At 57.6% G+C, this 25,224-nt stretch carries 26 protein-coding genes; 11 read left to right on the top strand and 15 right to left on the bottom strand.

Features of this window, described 5'->3' with window-relative positions; translation table 11 throughout:
- The first annotated feature begins 2 nt into the window (after window positions 1–2).
- The 5 genes from fdh3B to ACR0BT_RS00895 all read left to right on the top strand — a co-directional run bounded on the left by fdh3B (window position 3) and on the right by ACR0BT_RS00895 (window position 4,153).
- On the top strand, window positions 3–596 hold the full coding sequence (gene fdh3B / locus ACR0BT_RS00915) for a formate dehydrogenase FDH3 subunit beta (protein ID WP_037307340.1): 594 nt from the start codon (window positions 3–5) through the stop codon (window positions 594–596).
- Between the two features lie 73 nt (window positions 597–669).
- Complete coding sequence (locus tag ACR0BT_RS00910; protein ID WP_480762336.1) at window positions 670–1,878, top strand: formate dehydrogenase subunit gamma; 1,209 nt, start codon at window positions 670–672, stop codon at window positions 1,876–1,878.
- Entirely contained in the window at window positions 1,879–3,141 is a 1,263-nt protein-coding gene (locus ACR0BT_RS00905; RefSeq protein WP_170405161.1) for a c-type cytochrome, read from the top strand.
- A 13-nt stretch (window positions 3,142–3,154) separates the two neighbouring features.
- Complete coding sequence (locus ACR0BT_RS00900) at window positions 3,155–3,280, top strand: hypothetical protein (RefSeq protein ID WP_480762335.1); 126 nt, start codon at window positions 3,155–3,157, stop codon at window positions 3,278–3,280.
- Window positions 3,281–4,153 carry a substrate-binding domain-containing protein gene (locus ACR0BT_RS00895; RefSeq protein WP_480762333.1) on the top strand — a complete coding sequence of 291 codons (873 nt, stop codon included), beginning with the start codon at window positions 3,281–3,283 and terminating at the stop codon, window positions 4,151–4,153. It begins immediately after the preceding gene.
- 39 nt (window positions 4,154–4,192) lie between these two features.
- Here ACR0BT_RS00895 and ACR0BT_RS00890 read toward each other — a convergent pair whose 3' ends face one another.
- The 10 genes from ACR0BT_RS00890 to ACR0BT_RS00845 all read right to left on the bottom strand — a co-directional run bounded on the left by ACR0BT_RS00890 (window position 4,193) and on the right by ACR0BT_RS00845 (window position 13,519).
- Window positions 4,193–5,008, bottom strand: a complete 816-nt coding sequence (locus tag ACR0BT_RS00890) for an extracellular solute-binding protein (protein ID WP_170610232.1) — start codon at window positions 5,006–5,008, stop codon at window positions 4,193–4,195.
- A 22-nt stretch (window positions 5,009–5,030) separates the two neighbouring features.
- A complete protein-coding gene (locus tag ACR0BT_RS00885) occupies window positions 5,031–5,765 on the bottom strand; it encodes an ATP-binding cassette domain-containing protein (protein ID WP_170595904.1) in 735 nt (244 codons plus the stop codon).
- Complete coding sequence (locus ACR0BT_RS00880) at window positions 5,758–6,471, bottom strand: ABC transporter permease (protein ID WP_170421167.1); 714 nt, start codon at window positions 6,469–6,471, stop codon at window positions 5,758–5,760. Before ACR0BT_RS00880 ends, ACR0BT_RS00885 begins: the two co-directional genes overlap by 8 nt.
- 161 nt (window positions 6,472–6,632) lie before the next feature.
- Window positions 6,633–7,622: an ABC transporter substrate-binding protein gene (locus tag ACR0BT_RS00875; RefSeq protein WP_170393369.1), complete on the bottom strand. Its 990-nt coding sequence runs from the start codon at window positions 7,620–7,622 to the stop codon at window positions 6,633–6,635.
- A 59-nt stretch (window positions 7,623–7,681) separates the two neighbouring features.
- Entirely contained in the window at window positions 7,682–8,527 is an 846-nt protein-coding gene (locus ACR0BT_RS00870; RefSeq protein ID WP_170421165.1) for an ABC transporter permease, read from the bottom strand.
- Window positions 8,524–9,441, bottom strand: a complete 918-nt coding sequence (locus ACR0BT_RS00865) for an ABC transporter permease (protein WP_480762331.1) — start codon at window positions 9,439–9,441, stop codon at window positions 8,524–8,526. Before ACR0BT_RS00865 ends, ACR0BT_RS00870 begins: the two co-directional genes overlap by 4 nt.
- Window positions 9,438–9,869 carry a GNAT family N-acetyltransferase gene (locus ACR0BT_RS00860; protein ID WP_480762330.1) on the bottom strand — a complete coding sequence of 144 codons (432 nt, stop codon included), beginning with the start codon at window positions 9,867–9,869 and terminating at the stop codon, window positions 9,438–9,440. The genes ACR0BT_RS00865 and ACR0BT_RS00860 overlap by 4 nt, the downstream gene beginning before the upstream one ends.
- Window positions 9,869–10,666 carry an ABC transporter ATP-binding protein gene (locus ACR0BT_RS00855; protein ID WP_170393376.1) on the bottom strand — a complete coding sequence of 266 codons (798 nt, stop codon included), beginning with the start codon at window positions 10,664–10,666 and terminating at the stop codon, window positions 9,869–9,871. Before ACR0BT_RS00855 ends, ACR0BT_RS00860 begins: the two co-directional genes overlap by 1 nt.
- Window positions 10,667–10,721: 55 nt before the next feature.
- On the bottom strand, window positions 10,722–12,176 hold the full coding sequence (gene hydA, locus ACR0BT_RS00850) for a dihydropyrimidinase (RefSeq protein ID WP_170393377.1): 1,455 nt from the start codon (window positions 12,174–12,176) through the stop codon (window positions 10,722–10,724).
- Between the two features lie 92 nt (window positions 12,177–12,268).
- Window positions 12,269–13,519 carry a Zn-dependent hydrolase gene (locus ACR0BT_RS00845; protein ID WP_170563162.1) on the bottom strand — a complete coding sequence of 417 codons (1,251 nt, stop codon included), beginning with the start codon at window positions 13,517–13,519 and terminating at the stop codon, window positions 12,269–12,271.
- Between the two features lie 171 nt (window positions 13,520–13,690).
- Here ACR0BT_RS00845 and ACR0BT_RS00840 point away from each other — a divergent pair, with 171 nt between their 5' ends.
- Window positions 13,691–14,299 carry a TetR family transcriptional regulator C-terminal domain-containing protein gene (locus ACR0BT_RS00840; RefSeq protein WP_170817649.1) on the top strand — a complete coding sequence of 203 codons (609 nt, stop codon included), beginning with the start codon at window positions 13,691–13,693 and terminating at the stop codon, window positions 14,297–14,299.
- Between the two features lie 37 nt (window positions 14,300–14,336).
- Window positions 14,337–14,558, top strand: a complete 222-nt coding sequence (locus tag ACR0BT_RS00835) for an N-(5'-phosphoribosyl)anthranilate isomerase (RefSeq protein ID WP_480438453.1) — start codon at window positions 14,337–14,339, stop codon at window positions 14,556–14,558.
- Between the two features lie 51 nt (window positions 14,559–14,609).
- Here the strand turns inward: ACR0BT_RS00835 and preA are convergent, their stop codons facing one another.
- The 3 genes from preA to ACR0BT_RS00820 all read right to left on the bottom strand — a co-directional run bounded on the left by preA (window position 14,610) and on the right by ACR0BT_RS00820 (window position 18,086).
- Window positions 14,610–15,914 (bottom strand): NAD-dependent dihydropyrimidine dehydrogenase subunit PreA, encoded by a 1,305-nt coding sequence (preA, locus tag ACR0BT_RS00830; protein ID WP_480762328.1) that lies wholly within the window; start codon window positions 15,912–15,914, stop codon window positions 14,610–14,612.
- A gap of 45 nt (window positions 15,915–15,959) precedes the next feature.
- Entirely contained in the window at window positions 15,960–17,294 is a 1,335-nt protein-coding gene (locus ACR0BT_RS00825; RefSeq protein ID WP_480762327.1) for an NAD(P)-dependent oxidoreductase, read from the bottom strand.
- A gap of 159 nt (window positions 17,295–17,453) precedes the next feature.
- Entirely contained in the window at window positions 17,454–18,086 is a 633-nt protein-coding gene (locus ACR0BT_RS00820; protein WP_170817646.1) for a cupin domain-containing protein, read from the bottom strand.
- Between the two features lie 152 nt (window positions 18,087–18,238).
- Between ACR0BT_RS00820 and ACR0BT_RS00815 the strand changes: the two genes are divergently transcribed.
- The 3 genes from ACR0BT_RS00815 (at window position 18,239) to ACR0BT_RS00805 (ending at window position 21,314) form a co-directional block, all read left to right on the top strand.
- On the top strand, window positions 18,239–19,234 hold the full coding sequence (locus ACR0BT_RS00815; protein ID WP_480762325.1) for a hypothetical protein: 996 nt from the start codon (window positions 18,239–18,241) through the stop codon (window positions 19,232–19,234).
- Between the two features lie 72 nt (window positions 19,235–19,306).
- The gene (locus ACR0BT_RS00810) at window positions 19,307–20,599 is read left to right on the top strand and encodes an O-acetylhomoserine aminocarboxypropyltransferase/cysteine synthase family protein (RefSeq protein ID WP_480762323.1); all 1,293 of its coding nucleotides are present in this window, start codon (window positions 19,307–19,309) and stop codon (window positions 20,597–20,599) included.
- A 4-nt stretch (window positions 20,600–20,603) separates the two neighbouring features.
- On the top strand, window positions 20,604–21,314 hold the full coding sequence (locus tag ACR0BT_RS00805) for a GNAT family N-acetyltransferase (RefSeq protein WP_480762322.1): 711 nt from the start codon (window positions 20,604–20,606) through the stop codon (window positions 21,312–21,314).
- Between the two features lies 1 nt (window position 21,315).
- Here the strand turns inward: ACR0BT_RS00805 and ACR0BT_RS00800 are convergent, their stop codons facing one another.
- Complete coding sequence (locus ACR0BT_RS00800; protein ID WP_170405107.1) at window positions 21,316–22,011, bottom strand: SIMPL domain-containing protein; 696 nt, start codon at window positions 22,009–22,011, stop codon at window positions 21,316–21,318.
- Window positions 22,012–22,175: 164 nt separating this feature from the next.
- Between ACR0BT_RS00800 and ACR0BT_RS00795 the strand changes: the two genes are divergently transcribed.
- A complete protein-coding gene (locus ACR0BT_RS00795) occupies window positions 22,176–24,062 on the top strand; it encodes a hypothetical protein (protein WP_480762321.1) in 1,887 nt (628 codons plus the stop codon).
- Window positions 24,063–24,118: 56 nt separating this feature from the next.
- Here ACR0BT_RS00795 and hppD read toward each other — a convergent pair whose 3' ends face one another.
- Window positions 24,119–25,216, bottom strand: coding sequence for a 4-hydroxyphenylpyruvate dioxygenase (gene hppD / locus ACR0BT_RS00790; protein ID WP_480762320.1), 1,098 nt, complete (start codon window positions 25,214–25,216; stop codon window positions 24,119–24,121).
- Window positions 25,217–25,224: the final 8 nt, after the last annotated feature.

Genomic DNA, 25,224 nt, shown 5'->3' with positions numbered 1-25,224 from the left:
TAATGGCTAGAGCAAAGTTTCTCTGCGACGCTGAACGCTGCATCGAGTGTAATGCCTGCGTAACCGCGTGTAAGAACGAGCACGAGGTGCCGTGGGGCATCAACCGCCGCAGGGTGGTGACGATCAATGACGGCAATCCGGGTGAACGCTCGATCTCGGTGGCCTGTATGCATTGTTCGGATGCGCCCTGCATGGCGGTGTGCCCGGTCGACTGCTTCTATCAGAACGAAGAAGGGGTCGTCCTGCACTCCAAGGACCTGTGCATTGGCTGCGGCTATTGCTTCTATGCGTGCCCCTTCGGCGCGCCGCAATACCCGCAGGCGGGCAACTTCGGATCGCGAGGCAAGATGGACAAATGTACCTTCTGTGCTGGCGGCCCCGAGGAAACGCACTCGACCGCAGAGTTCGCCAAATACGGACGCAACCGGATCGCAGAGGGCAAATTGCCCATCTGCGCCGAGATGTGTTCTACCAAGGCCCTGCTCGCCGGCGATGGCGACGTGGTCTCGGCTATTTACCGTGAGCGTGTCGTCGCGCGCGGATTTGGTTCGGGCGCTTGGGGTTGGGGCACGGCCTACGATCAGAAAGACGGCTGACCCCGTCTACTAAAGCAAAACGGATGACCCGCAGATGTGGGTCATCCTGCATTGGATTTTTATTGAGGTTCCGATGTTGCGCTTATTCATCGCTTTCCTGCTTTCGCTAACGCTGACCCAAGTTGCGGGCGCTCAAACCAGTGAGGGGGCCGCCCCTGCGGATTCGACCGACCGGTCTACAACCGGCGGCGCGACCACGCTTGAGGACATTCTGGCCCGCCAGCGTGGCGAGAAGGTCGACAACAGCTACAGGTCTGAAAACACCGGTCAGGGCAATGTTGAAGGCCTGCTGGGACAGTTCGGCACCCGCGGTGTTGCCTCTGACAGTGACGTCTACCGCGCGCTGCGTTACGGATCTGCGGACGTCACCGTTTCATCCCAGGGACCTGCGGACAGCGTGCTGATTCAAGACGGCGGCATGTGGTGGTTGAACTTCCGAACTGGCCCGTTGCGTGAATATGGAACCTACATTCTGGGCGGAATGCTTGCGATCATTGTGCTTTTCTTTCTGATCCGAGGAAAAATCCGCATCGACGGAGAAAAAACCGGCCGCACGGTCCTTCGTTTCAATAGTTTCGAACGTTTCGGTCACTGGCTCTTTGCCGGGTCGTTCCTTGTGCTCGGCATCACAGGCCTACTGACCCTTTATGGCCGCGATTTCTTGATCCCGGTCTTTGGCAAAGAAGGGTTCGCCACTATCGCGCAAGGGTGCAAGTGGCTTCACAACAACCTCGCATGGGCCTTCATGTTGGGTCTGATAATCATCACCATAAACTGGATTGCCCATAACATCCCCAACAAGACCGACCTGAAATGGTTGGCCGCCGGAGGGGGCTTGTTCACCAAAGACAGCCATCCACCAGCCAAGAAATTCAATGCGGGTCAAAAGATAATCTTCTGGGCTTGCATTCTACTGGGTGTCTCTATCAGCCTGTCAGGCCTGTCGCTGCTATTCCCGTTCGAGCTGCCGATGTTCGCCAAAACCTTCTCAATCGCCAACTCGACAGGTATTCCGCAGGCGTTGGGTCTGAACCTGCCAGTGCAGATGTCACCGCAGGAAGAGATGCAATATGCCCAAGTCTGGCATGTCATGGTCGCCTACGTGTTCATCGCCATCATCATCGCCCATATCTACCTTGGCTCGGTTGGCATGGAGGGTGCGTTTGACGCCATGGGCACCGGTGAAGTCGAAGAACAATGGGCACGCGAGCACCACTCGCTGTGGCTGGAAGAGGTGCAAGAAAAAGAGGCCGGCAAGGCATCGGCCTCACCTGCAGAATAGATGCGCTGGCTCGCTCTTGCGCTTGTTTTGACCCCCCTGCCCGCCTGGTCCGAGTTTTTCACGCTCAAAGGCCATGGCGGGCCGATCATGGGGATCGCTTCGGCGCCGGATGGGCGTATCGCAACGGCCAGTTTCGACAATTCGGTCGGTCTCTGGACCGGACAGACACCGGAATGGCTGGAGGGGCACGAAGCGGCAGTGAACTCGGTCGTTTTCAATGGCACTGCAATCTATTCTGCCGGGGATGACTTCACCCTCCGCCGCTGGCCCGGCGGGGATGTAGTCGGGCAGCACAAAGGCAAGATTATCGGCATTGCAGCGTCGAAAACTCATATCGCGACGGCCAGCTGGGATGGCACCATCGGCCTGTGGCCGGTGGACGGGTCCGAGCCGACCCTGCTTGGGCCAATCGGCAGCGGGGTGAATGCAGTTGTTTTTACGCCGGACGGAAAGCAGCTTTATTCGGCAGGTGTCGACGGAGCGTTGCGTATCTGGGATGTCGCCAGCGGTCAGGAAACAAATCGCCTGATCGAGCATGGTTTTGGCATCAATGAATTGGTCCTGAACGCACATGACAACTGGATCGCCTATGGCACCGTCGATGGAGTGACACGCATCCTGAGCCTCGCCACCGAAGAAGAACATGACTTTACGTTGGATCGGCGCCCGATCCTCGCCATGGCATTGAGCCCCGATCGCAAGCTGTTGGCTGTCGGTGATGGTGAGGGCTTTATAATGGTCATCGACACGGCTGAATGGCGCATTGCACAAGATTTCCGCGCCACCCTGCGCGGTCCGGTTTGGGCGCTCGCTTTTTCTGCCGATGGTCAAAACCTTCACGCAGGCGGCATTGATGAGGCAATGTACAGCTGGCCCGTTTCAGCGCTGGGCGATCGCGAACAGATGGCCGCTGCCGAACCCAGCTTTCTGAAAGACCCAAGCGAGATGGGCAACGGAGAACGGCAATTTGCGCGCAAATGTTCGATCTGTCACAGCCTGACGCCGGATGGGGGTCGACGTGCAGGCCCTACCTTGCACGACATCTTTGGGCGGAAAGCGGGCACATTGCCCGGTTATTTGTACTCGGATACGCTGCAAGACTCTGATATTATTTGGAATGAAGAGACAATAAATGCTCTTTTCGACGAAGGCCCGGACCACTACATTCCGGGGTCAAAGATGCCGATGCAGCGGATCACGCAAGCACAGGACCGGATAGACCTGGTCGCGTTCCTGCGCAGCGCCACCGCACCGCAGGATTGAGCCGGAGGAGAACATGAATGCCTTTCTGACCGCCGTCGCCGCGATGGTCGTGATCACTGTCGCCGCTCCTTACACGCTGGATCAATTCGGTTTCAGCGCCGCCGACAAGACGTCCGGTTCGGCTGTACGCCTCGACTGAATGCCGCAATACCTGACCACCCGCGAATTGGCGGATCTGCTGCGCATTGGTGAGCGGAAGGCCTATGATCTGGCATCCTCGGGCGAAATCCCGTGTGTACGCGCCATGGGCAAGCTGTTGTTCCCAAAAGCCGAGATCATAGCGTGGCTCAACGCCTCACGCTCTGGCCCCGATGTCGTCGAACCACCCCTGCCGCCGATCGTGGCAGGTAGCCACGATCCCCTGCTGGACTGGGCTTTGCGGGAAAGCGGCTCTGGGCTTGCGACTTATTATGATGGGTCTTTCGACGGGCTGAATCGTCTTGCGGAGCGCAGCGCACAGGCGGCGGCTTTGCATATCCACGAACCAGAAGGCTTCAACACTCAGACCCTGCGCGACACGATGGGCGAAGCACCTGTGATCCTCTATCAGATTGCCAACCGGCAGCGCGGCCTGTTGCTGGCACCCGGCACCTCGGACATCTCGGGGTTTCAGGATCTGAAAGGCAGACGGATCATTCTGCGGCAAGACAGCGCCGCCAGCCAGCGTCTGTTCGATGCACTGCTCGGCGCCCACGGTCTGGGTCGTGATGATCTGAACACCCTGCCTGTTTGCGCCCGCACAGAAGAAGAGCTGGCCACCGCCCTGCGTGACGGCAAGGCAGAGGTTGGTTTTGGCCTCGGTGCACTGGCGCGCCCGTATGGGCTAAGTTTCGTGCCCACCCATTCCGAGCGTCTGGACCTTGCAATCTGGCGCCGCGCCTTCTTCGAGGTCCCCATGCAGACGCTGACCCAGTTTTTGAAATCCGAGCGTTTTATCGAACGCGCTGATGAACTAGGCGGCTATGATCTCGCAAATCTGGGTCGGATCCACCACAACGGCGCCAGTGGCTGATCCGTCGTCCATTCCTTGTTGCGCCAACCCAAGGCGAACTTACTGTGCGTTTGGAAAAAACAACTGCTCACCATCCAGCGTGTAAGACGCAATCGCCGCCTGCCCATCAGGACCGGTCAGCCAGTCGATGAACCTCTGCCCGGCAGCGGCGCGGACGCCTGTGTGCTTTTCAGGGTTCACAAGGATTACACCATATTGGTTAAACAGGCGCGGATCGCCCTCGACCAAGACCTCCAGATTGCCCCGGTTTCCGAAAGACAACCAAGTCGCCCGGTCGGTCAGAGCATACGCGTCCATGCCGCTGGCCACGTTCAGCGTTGCCCCCATCCCCGATCCGGTCTCGCGATACCAAGTCCCCGAGGCCTCCGTCGGGTCAACGCCGGTCGCCTCCCAATAGCGCATCTCGGCTTTGTGAGTGCCGCTATCATCACCGCGCGAGGCAAACGGCAGTTTCGCTTCGGCCAAAGCGGTCAAAGCGGTTACAATGTCGTTGCCCCCGGCAATTCCGGCCGGATCAGATTTTGGGCCAACCAATACAAAATCATTGTACATGACATCGAACCGTTCGACACCCCAACCGTCCGCTACAAACTGCTCTTCAGCGGGCTTGGAGTGAACCAGAAGAACATCGCCATCGCCGTTGATTGCGTTCCGGATCGCCTGACCGGTCCCGACGGCCACAACCCGTACATCGATACCTGTTTCAGCCTCAAACCCTGGCAGGATATAGTCCAGCAGACCCGAGTTCTGCGTCGAGGTCGTGGATTGCACGACGATAAAGGGTTCTTCCGCCAAACCTGCGCCTGTGGTCAGTCCAAGCGCAACAATTGAAGCCCGAACAAAATCAGGGATCATTCGAAGTCTCCATCTCTGTTAATCAGGTTACCAGACCGCCAGCCAGATACCGGCGCGACTCGTTGCTTTTTGGGGTTTCCAGCACCTGCTGTGCCCCCCCATGTTCAACCACATGCCCTGCCTGCATCATCACGATGTCAGATGCCAGGCGCCGCGCCTGCCCGATGTCATGCGTCACCATCACGATGCGCACACCCCGGGCCGAGGCACGCAGGACCATCCGCTCGATCATCTGCATGGCGCTTGGATCCAATGCGCTGGTGGGTTCGTCCAGGAACAAGGTCTTGGGGTCTAAGGCCAACGCGCGCAGGATCGCCAACCTTTGCGCCTCGCCACCAGACAGCGAACGCGCGGACTGACGTGCCTTGCCATCCAGTCCACCTTCGGCCAGCAAAGCTTCGATACGTTGCTTGCGCAGGGCACGGGGCATCGATTTCCGCTTTAGCACAAAGTCCAGATTGGCCGCGACCGAGCGGCGCAGCAGCACGGGGCTTTGAAACACCATCGCCTGCCGCGCTTTGTGGGCTGCATTCAACACAACACCGTCCTGACAGACACGCCCGCTGTCGGGTTGAATCAGACCATGCAGACAACGCAGCAACAGACTTTTGCCAGCGCCGTTTGGGCCCAAGATCATGGTCGGACCCGGGCCATCCAAACACAAATGCGGGACATCGAGCAGCACCTTGCCTTCGCGTGCAATGTGCAACCCTTGGACCTCCAACATACCCGGCGCCTCGGTCACGACATCACGCATGGCGCAGCCCTTCCCGCTCGGCCCGCAGGGTCAACGCGCTGACCATCGCGTTTACCGCCACGGCCAAACCGATCAGGATCACACCCAAGGCCAGCGCCAGCGCCAAATTCCCCTTCGAAGTCTCAAGCGCAATCGTGGTCGTCATCACACGCGTCACGTGATTGATATTGCCGCCGACGATGATCACCGCCCCAACCTCGGCGATTGCCCGGCCAAACCCGGCCAGTAATGCGGTGACCAGTGCCAGACGCGCGTCCCACAACAGCACCGGGATCGAAGCCAACCGCGATACGCCGAGCGAGCGGAGCTGTTCAGAATACTCCTCGGCCAGCATCTCGACTACCTGCCGGGTAAGTGCGGCCATGATCGGCGTCACCAGCACCACCTGCGCTATGATCATTGCGGTGGGGGTGTAGAGAAGTTCCAGCACCCCCAGAGGACCGGATCGGGACAACATCAGGTAGACCAGCAAACCGACGACGACTGGTGGGAACCCCATCAGAGCGTTCACAAGGATAATCAACGCCCGCCGTCCCGGAAACCGCGCGACGGCCAAAGCTGCCCCAATAGGCATCCCGATGACCGCCGAAATCAGAACAGCAAAGATCGAAACACGCAGCGACAACAACACAATTGCCCACAGCTCTGCATCCCCTTCGAGGATCAGCGAGAGCGCCTGAGTGAATTCTGATGCAAATCCCTGCATATTCTACCATTCATGCCGTATGCTGTGACAAAATGCTATGAATTACAGAGAAATACTAAAGGTTCTGGCCAGCAAGTACAGGCACAAATTCGACATTCAAAACTAAGAACGCGGCCCTGACGGGGCCGCGTTTGATTGGCACGTCTTTTGCTGTAGCTGGTTCAGTTCAGCGCAGCGTCGGTGATCTGATGTGTCCATGCCCCTTCTGGCTTTTTGGTGATAACCGGATCAGATCCGCCCGCCAGCAGGGTATCAACCGTGCGGTCGAAATCGGCTGGGTCCAGCGCCCCGTTCGACCCTGCGGTCAGCTTGGCAATCTCGCCCATCATGCGCTTTTGATGCTCTTCGGTCTGGGCGCCGGTCGCATCGTTTTCGAGAACGATCTCGGCGGCTTCATCCGGGTTCTCTTCGGCGTATTTCCAACCCTTCATCGAGGCACGGACAAACCGTTCCATCTTGTCGGTGAAGGCCGCATCGCTCAAATTTTCTTCAAGCACATATAGACCATCCTCAAGCGTGGCGACGCCCTGATCTTCGTATTTGAAGGTTACCAGTTCTTCAGGCGTGACACCGGCATCAATGACCTGCCAATACTCATTGTAGGTCATAGTGCTGATGCAATCGGCCTGACGCTGCAGCAGCGGGTCGACGTTAAAGCCTTGTTTCAGCACTTCGACACCGCTGTCGCTTTTGCCATCGGTACCGATTCCCAGCTGACTCATCCAGCTCATGAACGGGAATTCGTTGCCGAAGAACCAGACTCCCAGCGTGCGATTTTTGAGATCTTCGGGCGAGGCAATACCCGCATCTTTCCAGCAGGTCAGCATCATGCCCGAGCTCTTGAAAGGCTGCGCGATGTTCACCAGAGGCAGACCCTTTTCGCGCGCGGCAAGTGCAGCCGGCATCCATTCCACCGTAACGTCTGCTCCACCACCTGCGATCACCTGTGTGGGCGCAATATCAGGACCACCGGGCAGAATGGTGACGTCCAGCCCCTCTTCTTCGTAGAACCCTTTGTCTTTTGCCACATAATAGCCCGCAAACTGCGCTTGCGTGACCCACTTCAATTGTAGTGTCACCTCATCCGCAGCAAGTGTCGCACTGGCTGCCAGGCTAAAGGCCGCAACCGCCCCACTGAGTAGCTTCTTCATCTTCATATCTCCTAGTTGCTTATGTTTGCCCCGTTTATGGGGTCTGTTGAGTTATTCCTTTATCCTCGCTGCGACGGATGCCAGAAGGTCACCGCCTTTTCGATCATCGCCACTACGCCATAGAAGGCCGTCCCCGCCAGCGCGGCCACTACAATCTCGGCCCACACCATATCCAGCGACAATTGCCCGACGCTGGTCGATATCCGAAAGCCCATGCCCAATGTGGGGGAGCCAAAGAACTCAGCCACGATAGCGCCGATCAGCGCCAGAGTGGTAGAAATCTTTAGCCCGTTGAAAATAAACGGCATCGCGGCGGGGAGGCGAAGTTTCAGGAAGCTCTGCCAATAAGTGGCGGCATAGGTCTCCATCAGATCGCGCTGCATCGTTGTGGCTTCGCGCAGCCCTGCCACCGTGTTCACCAGCATCGGGAAGAACACCATCACTACGACGACCGCCGCCTTGGAATGCCAGTCGAACCCGAACCACATCACTAGAATGGGTGCGGTGCCCACGATCGGCAGCGCTGCAACGAAGTTGCCGACGGGAAGAAGCCCTAGGCGCAGGAAATCCCATCTATCCACGGCAATTGCCATGAGAAAGGCCGAACCGCAGCCGATGATGTAGCCGCTGAGTGCTCCCTTGATGATCGTTTGAACAAAGTCAGCCCAAAGTGTCGGCAAACTGTCCCAGAAACGGTCCCAGATGACTGATGGTGCGGGCAGGATGACCAAGGGCACTTCTAGTCCACGCACCACCAGTTCCCAGATGCCAATCACGGTCAGACCGAAGATCAGGGGCGCAAGAAACCGCACCATCCGTGTGTCAGAATAGGGTCCGCTGGCCAGACGGCTGTTCAACCACCAGCCCAATAACCAGACTGCGATTGCACCAAGAATAGGTATCATTGTGCCATCCCCATTCGTTTCAGGACGGTCCGCTCGATCAGCCCCAGCAACCCGACGAGACAGGCGGCGAGAATGGCCGCAGCAAACAGCGCCGACCAGATCTGTACCGTCTGGCCATAGTAGCTACCGGCCAGCAGCCGTGCACCCAACCCGGCAACAGCCCCGGTCGGCAGTTCTCCAACAATGGCCCCGACCAGCGAAGCAGCGACGCCAATTTTCAGCGATGTGAAGAGATAGGGCATCGAGGCCGGCAGGCGCAGTTTCCAAAACCCCTGCGAACGGCTGGCATTGTAGGTTCGCAGCAAATCCAACTGCATAGCATCCGGGCTGCGCAGCCCTTTTACCATGCCTACGACGACGGGGAAGAAACTCAGATACGCCGAAATGATCGCCTTAGGAATGATCCCTTGAACCCCGACAGAATACAGAACGACAATGATCATCGGAGCCAGCGCAATGATAGGAATGGTCTGGCTGACGATCGCCCAGGGCATCACCGACAGATCCATCACCCGACTGTGCACGATCCCGACCGCCAGTAGGATACCCAACCCGGTTCCGATAGCAAAACCCAGCATCGTGGCGCTCAGCGTGACCCAGCCATGATAAATCAGAGAGCGTTTCGAGGTGATTTTTTTCTCAATCGTGGTTTCCCACAGCTCAATCCCAACTTGATGCGGTGCAGGCAGCCGCGGGCGGTCCTGCTCCCATGTAGCTGGGACTGCAAACGCGTTGTTCAAGGCCAGACCGATCTCCCCCATGTCCCGGCGATCCTTGGCTGAAGGTGGTTGGACTTCAGCACCCGCGCGCTCCAGTTCGGTCAGAACCCCTTTGATATTCATAGGAATACAGGCCGCGTACCAGACAACGACAATGGCGGCGATCACGGTGAGGACTGCAATGATCTGCTTCATGCGTGCCACTCCATCCGAATGACAGGCACCGTGTCAGGTGGCACCGGAGGCTCTCTTCCCGTCTCAACAAAGCCCTCGCGCCGATAAAACCGTTGCGCGTCGACATTTGGCACATGTGTGGTCAGCCAAAGATGGTCGCGCCCCTCCTTCGCCTTATCCAGCAATTGCTTGCCGATGCCCTGCCCAGTGCGCAAACAATACAGCGCACCAACCTTATGTTCGACCGGATCGACAGACATGTAGCAATCAATCGGATCACCTGCGATCCAGATGTCCCTGATCGGGAACGCCTCAAGGATCAGATCCGCCAGCTTTTCTTCTGGCAATTCCTCGGGTATCCAATCGGTCTGGGCGGCCCAGGTCGCGATAATACGCGCGCAATCCCCCACATCTTCGCGGGATGCCCGTCTGATGCCTTTATCCGCCATCACACATCATCCCCATGACCCGCTCGCAATCCTTCTCGCACGCGGTGGGCGACTTCGATAAACTCGGGCGTGTCACGGATATCCAGAGGCCGCTCTTTCGGCAGAGGGCTATCGATCACATCCGTGATCCGGCCAGGCCGAGGGCTCATCACCACGATTTTGGTGCTGAGATACACCGCTTCGGGGATCGAATGTGTCACGAAACCGATGGTCTTCTCGGTGCGCGCCCATAATGCCAGAAGCTGTTCGTTCAGATGGTCGCGCACGATCTCATCGAGCGCACCGAACGGCTCGTCCATCAGCAGAATATCCGCATCAAATGCCAAGGCCCGCGCGATACTGGCCCGCTGTTGCATCCCGCCCGAGAGCTGCCAGGGGAACTTACCGCCAAATCCATCAAGATCAACAAGTTCCAGAACCTTTCTAACGCGTTCCTCCTGCTCGGAGGAGGAATAGCCCATGATCTCAAGCGGCAGCTTGATGTTCTTTGCAATGGTCCGCCACGGGTAGAGCCCGGCCGCCTGAAACACATACCCATAAGCGCGCTTTCGCCGTGCTTCGTCAGGCGTCATGCCATTCACGGTCAGGGTCCCGCCGGTCGGTGTTTCCAGCGCTGCGATACAGCGCAGGAACGTCGTCTTGCCGCAGCCCGAGGGGCCGATAAAACTAACGAACTCCCCCTTGCCAATCGACAAGTTCACATCTTTCAGCGCGTGAATAGGCCCATCATTCGTCTGAAATGTAAGATCCAGCTGCCTTGCCTCAATAACGGGCTGAGTAGTATTTTCTGTATTCATTCCATTGCCTTGAAGAAGCTCAGACCCGGATCGCCAGAAAGGCGACCCAAGGGGTTTATACACCCGTTGCCGGTATACCTGTCCGCTCAACAGGCCGGGGCGCTGTCAACTCTTTCCAGGTGCTCAGCGCCTTGTTCACATGGGTGTTGGCCTCGCGCGCAACGAACTTCCCGTGCCCTTCCTGAGTCTGAATCTCGCCATCATGTACAGCCACCGCACCGCGGGTCAGCGTGAACCGGGGCAGGCCTCGCACCTCTTTGCCCTCGAAGACGTTGTAGTCGATCGACGACTGCTGCGTATCAGCCGAGATCACCTTGGCCTTATCCGGATCCCAAACCACCAGATCAGCATCCGCTCCCACGAGAACCGCACCTTTTTTCGGATAACAATTCAATATCTTGGCGATGTTAGTTGAAGTAACAGCCACGAACTCATTCGGCGTCAATCGCCCGGTATTCACCCCATGCGTCCAAAGCATCGGCATCCGATCCTCCAGCCCTCCGGTCCCGTTCGGGATTTTGGTGAAATCACCCACGCCATATCGTTTCTGCTCGGTCGTAAAGGCGCAATGGTCCGTGGCCACGACGCTCAGAGTTCCCGATTGCAAACCGTTCCACAAGCTGTCCTGATGCTGCTTATTCCGGAACGGAGGGCTCATGACTCGCCGTGCCGCATGCTCCCAATCGTGATGGAAATACTCGCTTTCATCCAATGTTAGGTGTTGGATCAAAGGCTCGCCCCAAACCCGTTTGCCCTGCATCTTGGCGCGTCGAATAGCCTCATGCGCCTCCTCACAGGAAGTATGCACCACATAAAGCGGTACGCCCGCCATATCCGCGATCATGATCGCGCGGTTGGTTGCCTCACCTTCCACCTGTGGCGGGCGGGAATAGGCATGCGCCTCTGGCCCGGTATTACCTTCTGCCAATAGCTTCGCACTCAGTTCTGCAACCACATCGCCATTCTCGGCATGAACCATCGCGGTGCCACCCAACTCGGCCAGACGCTTGAACGAAGCAAACAGCTCATCGTCGTTCACCATCAGCGCGCCTTTATAGGCCATGAAATGCTTGAACGTATTGATGCCACGCGTCTCGATGACGGTTTTGATATCGTCAAACACCTGCTCGCCCCACCAGGTCACCGCCATATGGAACGAATAATCACAGTTCGCGCGCGTAGACTTGTTGTCCCAACGCTTCAGGGCGTCCAACAGGCTTTCGCCCGGATTAGGCAACGCGAAATCCACAACCATCGTGGTCCCGCCTGCCAGCGCTGCGCGTGTTCCGCTTTCGAAATCATCGCTGGAATAGGTTCCCATAAACGGCATTTCCAGATGCGTGTGCGGGTCGATCCCTCCGGGCATGACATAACAGCCCGATGCATCAAGTTCCTTATCACCTCGCAGGTCCGGCCCAATCTCAGTAATCACACCACCTTCGACCTTTACATCCGCCTTATAGGTCAGATCAGCGGTCACAACGGTTCCGTTCTTGATTACAGTGCTCATGTTAAACTCCCTGATGCGGTCTGCGCCGCTTGCTTCATCTGGCTAAAAATACCCCGGGGGAGCCGCCCATCGGGCGACGGGGGCAGAGCCCCCTATTCCACGATCCCAGCCGTCTCGACGACCGCATGCAGTAGAACATCCGCCCCGGCTGCAGCCCAATCCTTGCTGATCTCCTCAGCTTCATTATGGCTCAACCCATCAACGCATGGGCACATCACCATCGCCGTTGGCGCCACCCGGTTGATCCAGCAGGCATCATGTCCGGCGCCCGAGATGATATCCGTATGCGAATACCCCAACCGCTCAGCCGCATCGCGCACCGCCGCCACGCAACCCTCATCAAACTTCACCGGATCAAAACCGCCCACCTTCTCGAATTCGATCTGCAGCCCCATCTCTTCGACGATGTCTTCAGCTGCGACCCGCAGACGGTTCTCCATATCAGTGATCACGTCCAACTCGGGCGAGCGAAAATCGACCGTGAACACTGCCTTTCCAGGGATCACATTGCGTGAGTTCGGATAGACATCGATATGCCCCGCCGCACCCACGGCATGAGGTGCATGCGACCATGCAATCTCGTCGACTTTCTCAAGAATACGCGCCATCGCCAGCCCGGCATTCTTGCGCATCGGCATCGGTGTAGACCCAGTATGCGCATCCTTGCCGGTCACGGTAACCTGGGTCCAGCTTAAACCCTGACCATGGGTTACAACGCCAATATCCTTACCTTCAGCTTCCAGAATCGGGCCCTGTTCAATGTGCAACTCAAAGAAAGCGTGCATCTTGCGCGCACCAACCTCTTCATCGCCGCGCCAACCGATGCGGTTCAGTTCATCCCCAAACTTCTTTCCTTCGGCATCCTCACGTGCATAAGCCCAGTCCTGAGTGTGCATTCCGGCAAACACCCCCGAAGACAACATCGCCGGGGCATATCGCGTTCCTTCTTCGTTGGTCCAATTGGTGGCCACAATAGGGTGCTTGGTCTTGATGCCCAGGTCATTCAGCGTGCGAATGATCTCCAGCCCACCAAGCACGCCAAGAACGCCATCATACTTGCCACCTGTGGGCTGCGTATCCAAATGCGACCCTACATAAACCGGCAGAGCCTCGGGGTCCGCTCCCTCTCGTCGGGCAAACATGTTGCCCATCTGGTCCAACCCCATCGAGCAACCGGCATCCTCGCACCATTTCTGAAACAACGCGCGCCCTTCGGCGTCCTCGTCCGTTAGCGTCTGACGGTTGTTCCCCCCCGCGACGCCCGGGCCGATCTTGGCCATCTCCATCAGGCTGTCCCATAACCTGTCGCCATTGATCCTGAGATTCTGCGCCGGAGCTGCCATCTTGTTCTTCCCTGTTGCTTGCGATTTGGCTCGCTTTTGGTGTCTTGATTTGACCATCTGGTCAAACTCACGCTATCACGGGTTCGACATCAGTCAAGAAATTGCAGTGGCCTGCCGGAATTTTCGACATAATTGACGCCCAACTGGCCGAAAAAAGGACAACAGGTGAACATGCCCAAAGACCGCGCCCCAACCCGGATTCAGCAAAAGAACCGAGCAGCGATTCTCGAGGCGGCCCTGAATGTGTTCTCAGCCCACGGTTTTCGCGGCGCAACCGTCGACCAAATTGCAGCCGAGGCGGGGCTGAGCAAGCCCAACCTGCTTTATTATTTTCCATCGAAAGAAGCGATCCATACAGCCCTGTTGTCTGGTCTGCTTGAAGTCTGGCTCGCTCCCCTGCACGCGTTGAATGAAGATGGCGACCCACTGGAAGAAATACTATCTTATATCCAACGCAAGCTTGAGATGAGCCGCGATCTGCCGCGCGAGAGCCGCCTCTTTGCCAATGAGCTTGTTCAGGGCGCGCCGCGCATTCATGTAGCTTTGTCCAGCGATCTAAAAAAACTGGTCGATGAAAAAACCACGATTCTGACAAGCTGGATGGCTCAGGGCAAAATTGCACGAGTCCATCCCTATCATCTGATTTTCTCGATCTGGGCACTGACACAGCATTATGCGGATTTCGATGTTCAAGTCCGGGCAATTCTTGGGGAAGAAGACCCATTCGAAGGCGCAGTTCCGTTCGTAGAAACGCTCTATCGAAAACTGCTTACACCTTAAGAGACACTTAACCCTATTGAGAAAAGCTCGGAGCATGATGACGTATCGCTCAGATCCCGAGCCTTGGATCACCCAGCTTTTCTCGTCCCGATCTGCTCGAACGGGAGCTGTTGTACGACGCTTAGTTGCTTGGGTCGAACGGGAGGTTGGTCACGCGGCTTTTCAGGCAGAAGTGAAACGACGCGGATACCATTTGATCCGCACCGCCAATCAATATGTCATCATCTGCCACAACGGACCCATCGACATTCTGTTCTGAGTAAATTCGTCGAATTTTCTACGCCAAGATTTTTCGACGAAAAATCTCTGACTACTCCGCCGCTTTCGCCATGGGGTTGTTGGGGTGTGTCGTCCAATTGGCATATTCAGGATCAACGACCTTGCCTGTGCGCGGATCAACCGCTCCGGCGGCCATCGGCTCCATGGAAATACACCCCTCTACAGGGCACACATCCACGCAAAGATTGCAGGCCACGCATTCCTCGTCGATAACCTCGAACACCCGATCCGCCGACATCGAAATCGCCTGATGGCTGGTGTCTTCACAGGCTGCAAAACAGCGACCGCATTTGATGCACTGATCCTGATCGATCTTCGCTTTGGCGATGTAGTTGAGGTTCAGATATTGCCAATCCGTCACATTGGGCACTGCGCGTCCGATCACTTCGTCGATATTGGCATAGCCTTTCTCATCCATCCATTCCGACAGGCCAGCCGTCAATTCATCGATGATTTTGAACCCATAGGTCATCGCTGCAGTGCAGACCTGAACATTGCCGCAACCCAGCGAGATAAACTCTGCTGCATCGCGCCAAGTGGTGACGCCACCGATGCCTGAGATCGGTAGCCCATGCGTGGCTTTGGCCCGCGCAATCTCGGACACCATCGACAACGCGATTGGTTTCACCGCCGGTCCGCAGTAGCCACCATGGCTGCCTTTACCGTCAATCGAGGGTTCGGGGCTGAACCTGTCCAGATTGACACTGGTGATCGAGTTGATCGTATTGATCAGCGATACCGCATCCGCGCCCCCATTCTTCGCCGCCGCCGCAGGTTTGCGGATATCCGTAATGTTCGGCGTTAGCTTCACGATAACTGGGCGGTCGTAATACTGTTTGCACCAACGGGTCACCATTTCGATGTATTCCGGCACCTGCCCGACTGCAGACCCCATACCCCGCTCGCTCATCCCGTGCGGACAGCCAAAATTCAGCTCGATCCCGTCCGCACCGGTTTCAGCCACACGCGGCAGAATGGCCTTCCAAGCAGCCTCCTCACAGGGCACCATGATCGAGGCGATCAGGGCGCGATCTGGATAATCCGCCTTTACGCGGGTCATTTCCTCAAGGTTCACCTCAAGCGGCCGATCTGTGATCAGTTCGATGTTGTTGAGTCCCAACAACCGGCGGTCCGCGCCATAAATCGCGCCATAGCGTGGGCCGTTCACATTCACGACCGGAGGCCCCTCGGCCCCCAAGGTCTTCCACACTACGCCGCCCCATCCGGCCTCGAAGGCGCGGCGAACATTGTACTCCTTATCCGTCGGTGGCGCGGACGCCAGCCAATACGGGTTAGGGCTTGATATTCCAAGAAAGTTTGATGTTAAATCAGCCATTTATCCGGCCTCCCTGATGCAGTTCTGCATCTTTGTCTTTGAGTTTCACGCGCTCAGTGCAGCGTGGATATCCATCGCGGCATCGCGACCTTCGGCTACGGCGGTCACGGTTAGGTCTTCGCCACCTGCCGCACAGTCTCCGCCAGCCCACACACCGGTCATTGAAGTGCGTCCCGCCCCGGTCACGGCAATCTTATTGCCATCCAGCGTTAGGCCTTCCGGCGCACCGTCAAGCGTCTGACCGATGGCCTTAAAAACCTGATCGGCGGGCACACGGACAGTTTCACCCGTTCCGGTCAGTCGACCATCATGGCTCGCAGTATACTCCAATTCGATCTCTGCTGCGGCACCATTTCCGTGAATGGCCACCGGCTGAACATTGCAGAGAATCCGAACACCATGCGACGCCGCCAAATCCTGTTCGTACCGGCTGGCACCCATCGCGTCGCGACCTCGGCGATAGGCGATGGTGACGTGCTCAGCGCCTAGCAGTTTCGATTTCACTGCCGCATCTACGGCAGTCATACCACCGCCAATCACAACGACATTGCGACCCACAGGTAGATCAACCAGATCGCTGGCCTGTCGCACATCCGAGATAAAGTCGACCGCCGGGCGCACCCCGTCTTTATCGACCCCATCAGCCCGCAGTGCGTTCACCCCCGCAAGTCCTATTGACAGGAAAACAGCGTCATAGTTCTCCTGCAACCCTTCCAGAGAAATCGTCTCTCCCAGAATCGAACCGGTCTCGATCGCGATCCCGCCTATTTTAAGCAGCCAATCGACCTCGGCCTGTGCAAAATCATTGGTAGATTTATACGCCGCAATCCCGTATTCGTTCAGACCGCCTGGCTTGGGCTTGCCTTCGTGGATCACCACATCATGCCCCAGCATCGCCAGACGATGCGCACAGGCCAGACCGGCGGGCCCTGCCCCGACCACAGCGATTGTCTTGCCGGTTGACGTGGCGCGCTCGAACGGATGAACGCCCGAAGCCATCACATCGTCGGTTGCATAACGCTGCAGGCGTCCGATCTCGACCGGCTTGCCTTCTGCCGTCTCACGCACGCAAGCCTCTTCACACAAAGTTTCGGTCGGACAAACCCGGGCACACATGCCGCCCAGAATGTTCTGCTCCAGAATGGTCTGCCCTGCCGCCTGCGGTTGCCCGGCCTGAATCTGGCGGATGAACAACGGAATATCGATATCCGTAGGACAGGCCGTCACACATGGCGCGTCATAGCAGAAATAGCATCGATCGGCGGCCACAGCGGCCTCGTGCGGGGCCAGTGGCGGATGCAGATCGGTGAAATTCGAGGTCAGCTCATCGCTGGAAAGCCGCCCGGAGACGATCCCGGGTGCCATCTGGCCCTGTGCCATCACTCTACTCCCTGTAGATATGTTTGTTATGGACCCCAGCTTGCCACAATCTGATTTTTTATCAATTGGTAAAATTTGCCGAATGGTCAAAAAATGAAAAATCCGGGCGGAATGGCCCGGATTCAGTCAGAAATTGCCTATTTTGTTGGCAGCGGCGGCTCAGACCATCCCGCCCAGGTGGCCGGATTTGATCCAAACACGGGCTCCGCCCTCTCCTGCTACAGCAGCAAAGCGTGATCCAGGCGGCAAGCGCAACCAGTCCCAAGTGCCAAATTCTTCGCCCGCCTCGGCAAAGCCACCTTCGATAACAAAGACCTCAAACCCCTTATCGGTGTCCAATTCAATATGTTCGCCCGCGCCCCAGGTTTGCACCTGGACATCCTCATGCACATCCTTGAACAAATCGATATCTCCGCCCCCGTTGATCGAGCGCCGAACCTCGGTGCGGTCATCGGGGTCGAACTGATGCAATTTGACCAGAATAGTCGCGCCTTCGCTGGCCGAGGGTGTATGGGAGGACGTCGGGGGATTGCGTACATAGCTGCCGACAGGGAAATCTCCGGTTTCATCCTGGAACACTCCGTCCAGCACCAGATATTCCTCACCCCCGTCATGAGTATGCGACGAAAACGCGCTGCCGGGGGCAAAGCGCACGATGGTTGTGGCACGCGCCACTTCCTCGCCAATGCGGTCCAGCATCTTGCGTTCGACGCCAGCAGCCGGTGACGCGACCCATTCGGTCTGATCAAAGTGAACGGCGACCCGCTGTGTGAAATCTGCATTGACCCGCATATGCAATCCTCCTGCGTTGCTGTCACATTAGATGGGAGCACGAGCCGGATTTGCAAACCGGTCATGTTTGGGGTTTTGACGCCCTTCACAGCTTGTTGTACTTCCGGTTGAGGCAGCGGCCGAATACCGGCCCGATCAGAAAGCGCAACACGATGCAGGCAAGCCCGGCGACATTCAACATCCTCATCATCGGGCAAAACAACCGGCTGCAATACGAGGCTCTTTTGTTCGCCGCCTCGCTGCGCCACAGCTCACCAGGGTTCAAAGGTCGGCTGTTCGTCGGGGTGCCACAGCCCGGCCCTCTTTGGCCTCAGAACCCCAGCATTCAGGATGCCGAAGTTCTTGAAGCCCTGCAGCATCTGGGTGCCGAGATTCTGCCTTTTGAATCTCATGCTTTTGGCTCGAGCTATCCCAATGGCAACAAGATCGAAGCTTTGCTGGCGATGCCAGAGGGCGAGCCCTTTGCCTTTTTCGACTCCGACACTCTGATCACCGGCGAAATTTCCGACGTCCCGTTCGATTTCGAGCAGCCCGGCGCCTCACTTCGGGTCGAGGGAACATGGCCCAAACCCACGCTCTACGGCCCAGGATATGAGGGTATCTGGCGCGCACTGTATGACCGGTTCGGGCTAGATTTCGAAAGCTCTCTCGATCCCAGCCAGCCCGAGGGCTATTGGCGGCGCTACCTGTATTTTAACGCCGGTTATTTCTTCTACAAATGCCCCCGCCAATTTGGTGAGCGGTTTATGGGCTATACCCGCACCATTCGCGACGAGGAAATCCCCGAACTGACCGGGCAAGTTCTGAACCCGTGGCTAGATCAGATCGCCTTGCCGCTGGTCATCCATTCCTTCGGTGGCGGACGGGATGCCCTGCCCGAGGGCCTGCTGGATGGTCGGATCAGCTGCCACTATCGCCTGTTCCCGATGCTCTACGCCCGCGAAAGCGATCATGTGGTCGAGATATTGGAAACCGTCGTGGCCCCGAACAAGATCAAAAAAGTGCTCAAAGGCTATGATCCACTGAAGAAGCTGGTGATACAGCGCAAGGGTGCGAAGATCCGGGCATTGTTCGACCGAAACAACCTGCCCGCACGCGAACAGGTCATTCGCAAAATGATCAAGTCCAAGGGGCTTTGGCTGCGGTGACGCGGACATTGTGCCGGGCGAGCCAATGTCCTAGAGATTCAGCAACACACATTCCAACAGGAGATTTCCTCGATGTCTGACGGACCCACCTACGGTTTTGACACGCTGCAAATTCACGCCGGGGCCCGCCCCGACCCTGCCACAGGCGCGCGCCAGACACCGATCTACCAGACCACCGCTTATGTCTTCCGCGACGCTGACCACGCCGCCGCGCTGTTCAATCTGCAGGAAGTGGGGTTCATCTATTCCCGCCTGACCAACCCGACTGTTGCGGTGCTGCAGGAACGTGTGGCGACGCTTGAGGGCGGCGTTGGCGCGGTGTGCTGTTCCTCGGGTCACGCGGCGCAGATCATGGCGCTGTTCCCGCTGATGGGACCGGGCTGCAACGTGGTGGCTTCGACCCGTCTGTACGGCGGCACGGTCACGCAGTTCAGCCAGACGATCAAACGCTTTGGCTGGTCGGCCAAGTTTGTCGACACCGATGATCTGGACGCCGTCAAGGACGCTATCGACGAAAACACCCGCGCGGTGTTCTGCGAATCCATCGCCAACCCGGGCGGTTATGTCACCGATATCCGTGCGCTGGCGGATTTAGCCGATGCAGCAGGCATTCCGCTGATCGTCGACAACACCTCGGCCACGCCCTACCTGTGCCGCCCGATTGAACACGGCGCGACGCTGGTCGTGCATTCGACCACCAAGTACCTGACCGGAAACGGCACCGTGACCGGCGGCTGCATCGTGGATTCGGGCAAGTTCGACTGGTCGGCAAATGACAAGTTTCCTTCGCTCAGCGAACCCGAATCCGCCTATCACGGCCTGAAATTCCACGAGACCTTCGGCCCGCTCGCCTTTACATTCCACGGCATCGCGATCAGTCTACGCGATCTGGGCATGACGATGAACCCTCAGGCGGCGCATTACACGCTGATGGGGATAGAAACGCTATCGCTACGGATGGAGCGCCATGTCGAAAACGCGCAGAAAATAGCAGCGTGGCTCGAGGCAGACGACCGTGTGGATTACGTGACATATGCTGGCCTGCCATCCTCGCCCTATAGCGACAGGGTAAAAAAGCACTACCCGCGCGGCGCGGGTGCCCTGTTCACCTTTGCGGTGAAGGGTGGCTATGACGCCTGCGTCAAGCTGGTGAACGCGCTTGAGATCTTCAGCCACGTGGCCAACCTTGGCGACGCACGGTCGCTGATCATCCACTCGGCCTCGACCACACACCGTCAGTTGACGCCCGAGCAGCAGGAAGCTGCAGGCGCAGGCCCTGGAGTGGTGCGCGTGTCCATCGGGATCGAGGATGCAGACGATCTGATCGCTGATCTCGATCAGGCTCTGTCCAAAGCCAGCGCCTGATCCGATGATCGGGCACAACACAAATGAACTGGGTCAACCCATCGGTTTTTCGGTCACGGGCGAGTTCCCTCGCCCCACGCCACCTTACACACCGATGCAGGGCCGGTTCTGTTCCGTTGTGCCATTGGATGTAAACAGGCACGCGCCCGGCTTGTACCGGGCGTTTGCCAATGACATGGACGGCCGCAATTGGACTTACCTTCCCTACGGCCCGTTCGACTCTGAGGCGGATTTCACCGCATGGGCGCAGTCAAATTGCATGGATGCGGACCCGATGTTCCATACAGTGTTCGACGCGGATGAGGTACCCGTCGGGATGGCCTCGTACCTTCGAGTCGAACCAGCCGCGGGTGCAATAGAAGTGGGCCACATCCATTTCTCACCCTTGCTGCAGCGTAAACCGCAATCAACCGAAGTGATGTATCTGATGATGCGCCGGGTGTTCGATGAGCTTGGTTATCGCCGCTATGAATGGAAATGCGACGCCCTGAACGCGCCATCAAAACGCGCAGCTGAACGTTTGGGTTTCACGTTCGAGGGCGTCTTCCGGCAGGCGACCCATTACAAAGGGCGCAACCGGGATACGGCGTGGTTTTCGATTATCGACAGCGAGTGGCCGCGCATTCGCGCGGCATTCGAGAACTGGCTTGCGCCGGGGAATTTCGATGCATCGGGCCAGCAGCGCCAACCGCTGCAAGCCCGCGTTGGATCGTAGCTTACTCCGCGATTTCGAACTCCATCGCGATATTGACCGAAACGGAAATCTCTCCGCCTGCGACCGGCACGCCACCGGCGTCCGACATCGCCATCTCGCGCATCTGAGCCATCGGGCGAACACCTCCGCCGTGGTCGTTGATCGATAGGATGGGACCCAGCGTAACCCCGGACGCCTGCGCTAGTTGCTGCGCCTTCTCGGTCGCATCTGCCACAGCTTTGGCCCGTGCTTCAGCCTCAAGCGGTTTGGGCTCTTGCACGCCAAAGCTCAGACCGCCGAAATCATTGGCACCGTCCTTGATGACCGCATCCATGATCTGGCCCAGATTATCCAGATCCCGCACGCGAACCGAAACGCGGTTGGACGCGGTGAACCCAGTGATCTTGGGTGGCTCATTGCTGGAATTGCTGCGCCCCGACCAGACCGGTGAAAGCGAAAGATCGCGCGTCTGAACATCGCGCGCCTCCAATCCCATTTCGTCCAGTCGTTTGAGGATCTGCGTCACCGCGTCCGAGGTCGCCTGCATCGCTACCGATGCCTGCGCATCCTGATTGGTCACGCCCAGTGTTATCGTTGCCATATCGGGTGCAACCAGAGCCGTACCGGTCCCGCTGACCGAGATGCGACGTTCTTCCGCATGGGCGGGCAGAGTCGCGGTGGCAGCGGCCATGGCGGCCAAAAAAGCAAGTGTCTTCAAGATGATCCCTCCTTGATGCTTGCTCTCAAGATGGGTGGTCGGGCCCGTACACGGCAAGGGGGAAACGTGCCTTTTTCTTTCCCTCGGCGAGTTCCTGCTCTAATCTCGGCGGGCAGACATCTAAGCGTTTGCATAAAAGCCGACAATTATGGTTCATCGCGATTATGAAACCCGCCTTTGCGCTGTCATTTTCTGAAAACGGCATTTCCTTGCATCATCAGTCGGATGGAGACTGGTACTGCATTGGAACCGTTCCATTAGATGCGTCAGATTTCGCGGACCAGATGCAGGCCCTTCGGGATCAGGGATTCGCGCTGGAAAATGACCTGAGTTGCAAGCTTGTTATTCCATCCGATCAGGTGCGCCTCTTGGTTGTCGACACCGATGGTTTGGACACCGATGCAGCGGCGAAAAAGGTCAAGGATACGTTGGCCGCAGCCACGCCCTATGAGCTATCAGAGCTGGCTTATGTCGCGGGCGACGTGGGGACTGAGACCCCGGTTGCCGCTGTGGCCCAGCAAACGCTGGACGAAGCCAGCGCATTTGCCACCGATCATGGCTTTATCCCCGAGGCATTCTGGGTCAGCGCAACCGGCAACGATGCTCTGGACGCGCCATTTCTGGAACTGCCGATCATTGTGGATGAGGACGCAGTGATTGCGGCCCCCAAACCCGTTGATACGCCGGACATACCGGTTCACGCCATCGCTGAAGATGCAGCCCCCCCTGCATTTGAGCCTGCTACCAAAGCACTGCCCTCGTCTGCCAAGACAGGAACGGATCTGAAACGCTTTGCAATTCCTGCGATCGCAGCGTCGGTTGTGTTTGGAATGTTGCTGGGTGTCTGGTCTTACAACAGCTCTGACCCCGAAATTGTCGAAGTGGCCGAACCGTTAGAGCCCGAGCTGCAGCCAGAGCCAGAAACTGTAACTGCAGAACCGCAGGCACAACCCGAACCTCAGGAAACCGAGATCGCAAGCCTCCCACAAGAACCTGAAGTGGCAGAGGAAGAACCGGTGCTCACCCCCACGGACGAGGCCATTCTCGAAGCACTGAAGATTGAACCGGAGCCGGTCGAAGACATCGCTGATCTGCCAGAGAGCAGAACCGAGTTTCGTGAGTTTACCGGCACCGCCCCTGTTGAACCTTCAGATCTGGAGCCAGCGCCTGTGGCTGGCGTGGATAATCAATATCTCACATCGGTCGATCGCTCGGACCTGTCGACCGATTCCGTCGCACTACCCGAACTTGCCAGCCTCGACACAGATGCGTCTTTTGAGTCGATCTCTTTGCCAGGCCAAGCGGGGCAGCGGTTCAACCTGGATGAACGCGGACTTGTGACGCCAAGTGCCGAAGGCACGCTGAACCCGGCCGGCGTGATGGTTTATCTGGGTCGTCCCGCATCCGTGCCCCCCGAACCCCCAACCAGGTTCGAAACAGAACCCGTTGTCATAGAAGAGGTCGATGAGAGACTCGCGGCGTTTCGCCCGCGGCCACGCCCGGAAAATCTGGTGGATCAATTCGAACGCCAGCAACTTGGCGGTCGATCCCGGCAAGAACTGGCCTCGGTCCGGCCCAAGCTGCGGCCCGAGTCTCTGCAAACCCCTCCGCAGGTCGATGAAACCCCGACTGCGCTGGCTGTTGTACGGGTACCCCGTCCAAAAATCAGGCCTGCCAGCATCACGGCGCGCGCGACACGGCAACCTAGTTCTGGGAGTGCAGCGCTGGCCTCGACCGCAAATGTGGCCAGTAATGCCGATGAAGTTGGTTCGTTCCAGCCCAGAACGGTCAATCCCAAAATTCCGTCTTCCGCGTCAGTTGCGAGACAAGCAACCATCGACAACGCGATTAACCTGCGCAAGTTGAACCTAATCGGCGTGTACGGCACCCCGGCAAACCGCCGTGCTTTGGTCCGCCTGCCCAGCGGACGCTACAAAAAGCTTAAGGTGGGCGATCGCATCGACGGAGGTAATGTCATCGCCATCGGCGACAGCGAGTTGCGCTATCAGAAGCGCGGCAAGAACATCACGCTCAAGATGCCGCGCGGGTAAAGAAAAAGCGCCATGTCGGTCAGACACGGCGCTCGGTTGATTTCATTGATTCATGTTTAGGCTGCCGAGATTTCACCCGACTCGATCTGCTCGCGTTCGATCGATTCAAACAGGGCTTTGAAATTGCCCTCACCAAACCCGTCATCCCCTTTACGCTGAATGAACTCAAAGAAGATCGGGCCAATGACTGTTTTCGAAAAGATCTGCAGCAGAATCTTGGTCTCACCGCCATCAACTACACCTTCACCGTCGATCAGAATGCCGTGCTTCATCATCCGATGCTTGGGCTCATCATGGCCGGAAACACGGTCGTAAGACATGTCATAATAGGCCTCGTTCGGACCGGGCATGAACTTCAGACCCTTCTCGGCAATGGCATCGGTCGAGGCATAGATATCGTCGCTGCCCACCGCGATATGCTGGATGCCTTCGCCATTGTACTTCTTCAGGTAGGAGACGATCTGTCCGGTCTCGCCACGATCTTCATTGATCGGAATACGGATGCGACCACAAGGTGAAGTCAACGCGCGACTGTAAAGCCCGGTGAACTTACCTTGAATGTCGAAAAAGCGGATTTCACGGAAGTTGAACAGGTCGCCGTAGAATTTGAACCACTTGTCCATGTTGCCCTTGAACACGTTGTGGGTCAGGTGATCGAGATAGTAGAACCCATCGCCGCGCGGTTTTGACTGCTCCAGCCATTCAAATTCCTCGTTGTAGGGCGAGGTGTCATAATACTGATCGATGAAGTAGATCAGCGAACCACCAATGCCCTTGATCGCCGGAACGTTCATGGTCTTGTCTGCGCCATCATAGGGCTCAGCCCCTTTGGCGATCGCGTGCTCATAAGCCTTCTGAGCATCAACAACGCGCCAGCCCATGGCAGGGGCGCAGGGGCCGTGCTCGGCCACGAATTTGGCTGCAAAACTATCAGGATCCGCGTTCAGAATGTAGGTTACATCACCCTGTTGCCAAAGCTCGACCCTGGGAGTGTTGCGGTGATAGCCGACATAGTCGAAGCCCATTCGCGCAAACAGGTTTCGCAACTCTTGCGGCTCGGGGTGTGCGAATTCAACAAACTCAAACCCGTCGGTACCGGCTGGGTTTTCTTCGCTGATGACAGATTTCGGGGCGTTATGCGGGAAAGGACCCATGGCGCGTC

It is taken from the genome of Ruegeria sp. CJ6 (assembly GCF_056536665.1).
Note: the sequence above shows the minus strand (reverse complement) of the source record. Positions and strands in the feature narration are given on the sequence as shown.

Excerpts from the sequence above, each read along its gene's own strand:
- fdh3B (WP_037307340.1), top strand. The coding sequence starts at position 3 with ATGGCTAGAGCAAAGTTTCTCTGCGACGCTGAACGCTGCATCGAGTGT.
- ACR0BT_RS00910 (WP_480762336.1), top strand. The coding sequence starts at position 670 with ATGTTGCGCTTATTCATCGCTTTCCTGCTTTCGCTAACGCTGACCCAA.
- ACR0BT_RS00905 (WP_170405161.1), top strand. The coding sequence starts at position 1,879 with ATGCGCTGGCTCGCTCTTGCGCTTGTTTTGACCCCCCTGCCCGCCTGG.
- ACR0BT_RS00900 (WP_480762335.1), top strand. The coding sequence starts at position 3,155 with ATGAATGCCTTTCTGACCGCCGTCGCCGCGATGGTCGTGATCACTGTC.
- ACR0BT_RS00895 (WP_480762333.1), top strand. The coding sequence starts at position 3,281 with ATGCCGCAATACCTGACCACCCGCGAATTGGCGGATCTGCTGCGCATT.
- ACR0BT_RS00890 (WP_170610232.1), bottom strand. The coding sequence starts at position 5,008 with ATGATCCCTGATTTTGTTCGGGCTTCAATTGTTGCGCTTGGACTGACC.
- ACR0BT_RS00885 (WP_170595904.1), bottom strand. The coding sequence starts at position 5,765 with ATGCGTGATGTCGTGACCGAGGCGCCGGGTATGTTGGAGGTCCAAGGG.
- ACR0BT_RS00880 (WP_170421167.1), bottom strand. The coding sequence starts at position 6,471 with ATGCAGGGATTTGCATCAGAATTCACTCAGGCGCTCTCGCTGATCCTC.
- ACR0BT_RS00875 (WP_170393369.1), bottom strand. The coding sequence starts at position 7,622 with ATGAAGAAGCTACTCAGTGGGGCGGTTGCGGCCTTTAGCCTGGCAGCC.
- ACR0BT_RS00870 (WP_170421165.1), bottom strand. The coding sequence starts at position 8,527 with ATGATACCTATTCTTGGTGCAATCGCAGTCTGGTTATTGGGCTGGTGG.
- ACR0BT_RS00865 (WP_480762331.1), bottom strand. The coding sequence starts at position 9,441 with ATGAAGCAGATCATTGCAGTCCTCACCGTGATCGCCGCCATTGTCGTT.
- ACR0BT_RS00860 (WP_480762330.1), bottom strand. The coding sequence starts at position 9,869 with ATGGCGGATAAAGGCATCAGACGGGCATCCCGCGAAGATGTGGGGGAT.
- ACR0BT_RS00855 (WP_170393376.1), bottom strand. The coding sequence starts at position 10,666 with ATGAATACAGAAAATACTACTCAGCCCGTTATTGAGGCAAGGCAGCTG.
- hydA (WP_170393377.1), bottom strand. The coding sequence starts at position 12,176 with ATGAGCACTGTAATCAAGAACGGAACCGTTGTGACCGCTGATCTGACC.
- ACR0BT_RS00845 (WP_170563162.1), bottom strand. The coding sequence starts at position 13,519 with ATGGCAGCTCCGGCGCAGAATCTCAGGATCAATGGCGACAGGTTATGG.
- ACR0BT_RS00840 (WP_170817649.1), top strand. The coding sequence starts at position 13,691 with ATGCCCAAAGACCGCGCCCCAACCCGGATTCAGCAAAAGAACCGAGCA.
- ACR0BT_RS00835 (WP_480438453.1), top strand. The coding sequence starts at position 14,337 with ATGACGTATCGCTCAGATCCCGAGCCTTGGATCACCCAGCTTTTCTCG.
- preA (WP_480762328.1), bottom strand. The coding sequence starts at position 15,914 with ATGGCTGATTTAACATCAAACTTTCTTGGAATATCAAGCCCTAACCCG.
- ACR0BT_RS00825 (WP_480762327.1), bottom strand. The coding sequence starts at position 17,294 with ATGGCACAGGGCCAGATGGCACCCGGGATCGTCTCCGGGCGGCTTTCC.
- ACR0BT_RS00820 (WP_170817646.1), bottom strand. The coding sequence starts at position 18,086 with ATGCGGGTCAATGCAGATTTCACACAGCGGGTCGCCGTTCACTTTGAT.
- ACR0BT_RS00815 (WP_480762325.1), top strand. The coding sequence starts at position 18,239 with ATGCAGGCAAGCCCGGCGACATTCAACATCCTCATCATCGGGCAAAAC.
- ACR0BT_RS00810 (WP_480762323.1), top strand. The coding sequence starts at position 19,307 with ATGTCTGACGGACCCACCTACGGTTTTGACACGCTGCAAATTCACGCC.
- ACR0BT_RS00805 (WP_480762322.1), top strand. The coding sequence starts at position 20,604 with ATGATCGGGCACAACACAAATGAACTGGGTCAACCCATCGGTTTTTCG.
- ACR0BT_RS00795 (WP_480762321.1), top strand. The coding sequence starts at position 22,176 with ATGAAACCCGCCTTTGCGCTGTCATTTTCTGAAAACGGCATTTCCTTG.
- hppD (WP_480762320.1), bottom strand. The coding sequence starts at position 25,216 with ATGGGTCCTTTCCCGCATAACGCCCCGAAATCTGTCATCAGCGAAGAA.